The sequence below is a fragment of the Cysteiniphilum sp. genome (genome assembly GCF_057495195.1).
Map to the genome: position 1 here is coordinate 1 of NZ_JBXTEF010000008.1, position 3,827 is coordinate 3,827.

Consider the following 3,827-nt stretch of genomic DNA (forward strand, 5'->3'; position numbering starts at 1 on the left):
CTTTAACTCAACCATTTTAAAACCCACTTACAAAAAGATCCCTATAAACCTATGCTTGCAAAGAGGGGAATATAAAATCACCATTGCCCAATTCCCCTCTTTGCAAGGGTGGCAGTCGCAGACTGACGGGGTGTTTCTAAATCATAGTTTTTTAAAAAATGCGTAACTCCAATTATTTATTCTTCTTCAGTTTTGTTTGTTTCTATCACTAGCTCGCCATTATCTTTAAATATAGCCGTGATTGCACCATTTTGTGCGGTATTTAATATTTTTATATTTGCAGCTTGATAATTTTGCACCACTTCACTGTGTGGATGTTTAAAGCCATCATGCTTACCACTGCTAAAAATCACATATTTTGGACTCACTGCTTCAATGAAGTCTTTAGATGACGAACTTGAGCTACCATGATGCGGTGCAAGCAAAATCGTTGATGGCAGTAATGTACGATGGTTATTAAGTAGATGACGCTCAGCTGTTTTGTAAATATCACCCGTTAACAAAACGGATTGATCATTAAAACTTACCTTTAACACACAAGAGCCATTGTTACCTTTAAGATGATTGACAGTCAGAAATTCAAATCTGACACCATGAACTTGCCACTGCAAACCCTCTTGACAAATTTTTGCATCTACTTTGCCTATTTTCTCATTACTAAATACTCTAGTGACTGTAAACTCATTAAGCACATGCTCCAATCCTCCGCTATGATCTTTATCTTTGTGGCTGATGACAAGTGTGTCAATATGATTGATACCTTGATGTTTAAGGTAAGGAATAAGGGTGTGTTTAGCGATAATAAATTTCTTACCATTGCCACCTGCAGTGTCATAAACAACAACGGTTTCTGGCGTTTGAATCACAGTTGCCATTCCTTGTCCAACATCAAGCACAGTCATTTTAAAAACCACATCTGAAGACAAGCGTTCTTTTTGAAAAATTGGTAGAAAGAGTGCAATACTTAATACACGCAAATACCATGGCAAAGGGAAAAGTAGCAAAGTTAAGCCAATAACTGCGCTAACAACTGCTAACATTGAGATGCTATGCCAATAAAAGAACAACATATCAACAGGTAGAAGGTTAAGCCATAGCACCAAAAATTTAATCAAATAAGCACTAATAAACCAGAGATTCATACCGAATAATGATAACATCAGATTAATAAACAAACTCGGCACCACTAAAAAGCTCACCCATGGAATTGCAACTAGATTGGCAATGACGCCAACCATACTAAAACCCTGAAACCAGAAAATAGTCAGTGGAATTAATAGAATCATTAACAATAATTGAATCAAAAGATAGCGCTTAAATTTAGTCAATGATAACAGGCTGCGATTAATGACAATCAAAAAGAAAACTGCCATAAACGACAGCCAAAACCCAGGTTCAAATAACGATAAAGGCTGCCATAGAACGATAATAACGCCTGCCATAAGTAATAAATAAAAGCTATTGATCTTGCGATTGATAAAAAGCCCAATAGAAAAAACAAGCACCATGATAAAAGCGCGTTCCGTAGGAATGGCAAAACCGGCTAAAAGACTATAACCAAAGGCACTGATAGCAGCCGCAATTAACCCTGCCTTTTGCGCTGGCAACCACTGACATAAACGCACTGAACATGACCATAAAGCTCGTAACAAACAAAAAGCAAATAATGCAATCATGCCAATATGAAGTCCTGATATTGCAATCAAGTGAGATGTACCTGTTTGCTGAAAAAGGCGCTTATCATCAAGCGTAAGTTCATTTTTATTGCCAATTAATAAGGCACTGGCTAGTGCTCGTAACTGTGTATTTTTAATGGCTTTTTGCAGTATGCGTTCAATCCGATAACGCAAGCGCTCAACAAAGTAGCGATAATCTATCCCGCGAAATTGTGCTTTTTCAGCTGTATTAACATAACCCACCGCCTTAACTTGCTGACGCTTGAGCCAATTGGCATAGTTAAAAACCCCTGGATTGCTAAAGCCTTTTGCCATTTGCAACTTAGCATGTAAGCGCCAACGCGAACCTGGCGTTAACTGCCATGGCCGTAAATTTTTATTTGGATAAACACTCAAGCGAATCAAACCGTCCTTTGTCGCAAATAAAAACTTGCTAACCGCCTTATCACGATCAACCAAACTAGCAACAACACCTTCGATCACAATTTTTTTATTTAACTGATTCTCAGGATATTTCTCAGCATAGTCATAAAGCACCCAAAACCCATGCATTGCGATAAGCAATAACAACAGGATGATTAAAGAAAGCCCCAAGTCTCTACGCATAAAAAAGTTCAAATAACAAACACTGCTTTTAGCATAGTGAAGATAAAGCGCTTTTACGAAAAAAGCGTGTGAAATTTTGCTGAATTTTGATTGCAACAATACTATCAATATGTAAAATATCTCCATTATTTAGGTATCATTAATAACTATTTCGGCGAAAAGGATGCGCTTAAGTGAAATTTATTAACTAGAAAACATAAAAACAGCCTATCTTTAAAATTAAGATAAGCAACGTAAATAAACAAAGTAAAGAAAATGAAAGAAAGTAAAAGGAGGATTCTAATGATCAATATACTTATATTTGGCAGTGGTAGAGTAGGTTTACTTACAGGTGCTATGCTTGCATCAAGTGGTGATTACCATGTACATATTGCTGATATTCAAGCCGATAGAAAGTCTTTAACTCTTGGTAAGCACGCTCACAATCTAACGCACTGTGTATTAGACATTATGAAGGAAGACAATGTTAAAGCATATATCAAAGAGCACAATATCACGGCACTAGCCGCAGCTTTGCCTTACTTTTTAACCAAAAAAGTAGCTGAAATGGCGAAAGCCTGTGATACCAACTATTTTGATCTAACTGAAGATGTCGAAACAACAAAATATGTTGAGACACTTTCACAAAATAGTGACAAAGTTTTTGCACCGCAATGCGGATTAGCTCCTGGCTTTATAAGCGTCGTTACGAATGATCTTGTTAAGCTTTTCGATGAAGCTGAAACGGTCAAGATGCGCGTAGGTGCGTTACCTGTTAACATCAGTCATCCACTGCAATATGCACTGACTTGGTCAACCGAAGGCTTAATCAATGAATATGTCAAGCCATGTGAAGCGATTGAAGATTTCAAAAATGTCACGATCGATCCACTTGATGATCTTGAGACAATTAAAATTGATGGACTAACGTATGAAGCATTTAATACCTCAGGCGGTATCGGCTCACTCAAAGACACTTATAAGGGCAAGGTACGTAATATCAACTATAAAAGTGTACGCTACCCAGGACACTGTGAGAAGTTACGCTTTCTAATTAACGATCTTAAGCTTAAGGACAAACAAGCACTTTTGTGTGAGATATTCAACAATGCCATTCCGCGCGTTGAAGACGATGTCGTCTTGGTCTATGTCTCTGTTGAAGGTACAATTAATGGCGTTTATAGTGAACGTCATTTTGCTAAGAAATACCACTCACAAGAGGCCTTTGGACAACAGTGGAGTGCTTTGCAATTAACAACAGCTTGTGGTCTATGTGTCACCATTGACCTTGCATTAAAACAAGCGCATTTTAAAGCAGGTTTTGCTAAGCAAGAAGATATTACCTTAGCACAAATGATGGATAATCGCTTTGGTCACTATTATCGTTATAATTTTTTAGATAACTGCGCTGATAACCCAAAGTCTGAGCTTGGTACTAATCCAAGCAAAAGAGAATATATCTAAATCTGGAGTTACGCACTTTAGCAAAAACTATGATTTTATAAACACCCCGTCAGCCTACGGCTGCCACCCCTCTTGAAAAGCATAGGTTTATAGGGATCTTTT

General features: G+C 37.5%; 2 protein-coding genes. One reads left to right on the top strand and one right to left on the bottom strand.

Annotated features, from left to right (window positions below):
* Positions 1–176 precede the first annotated feature (176 nt).
* On the bottom strand, positions 177–2,408 hold the full coding sequence (locus ACY10D_RS01005; protein WP_486998954.1) for a DNA internalization-related competence protein ComEC/Rec2: 2,232 nt from the start codon (positions 2,406–2,408) through the stop codon (positions 177–179).
* Positions 2,409–2,564: 156 nt separating this feature from the next.
* On the opposite strand from ACY10D_RS01005, the gene ACY10D_RS01010 reads away from it, so the two are divergent.
* Positions 2,565–3,725, top strand: a complete 1,161-nt coding sequence (locus tag ACY10D_RS01010) for a saccharopine dehydrogenase family protein (protein ID WP_486998955.1) — start codon at positions 2,565–2,567, stop codon at positions 3,723–3,725.
* Positions 3,726–3,827 lie beyond the last annotated feature (102 nt).

What these genes read in the sequence shown, in the direction of transcription:
- ACY10D_RS01005 (WP_486998954.1), bottom strand. Translation starts at nt 2,408, where the DNA reads ATGGAGATATTTTACATATTGATAGTATTGTTGCAATCAAAATTCAGC.
- ACY10D_RS01010 (WP_486998955.1), top strand. Translation starts at nt 2,565, where the DNA reads ATGATCAATATACTTATATTTGGCAGTGGTAGAGTAGGTTTACTTACA.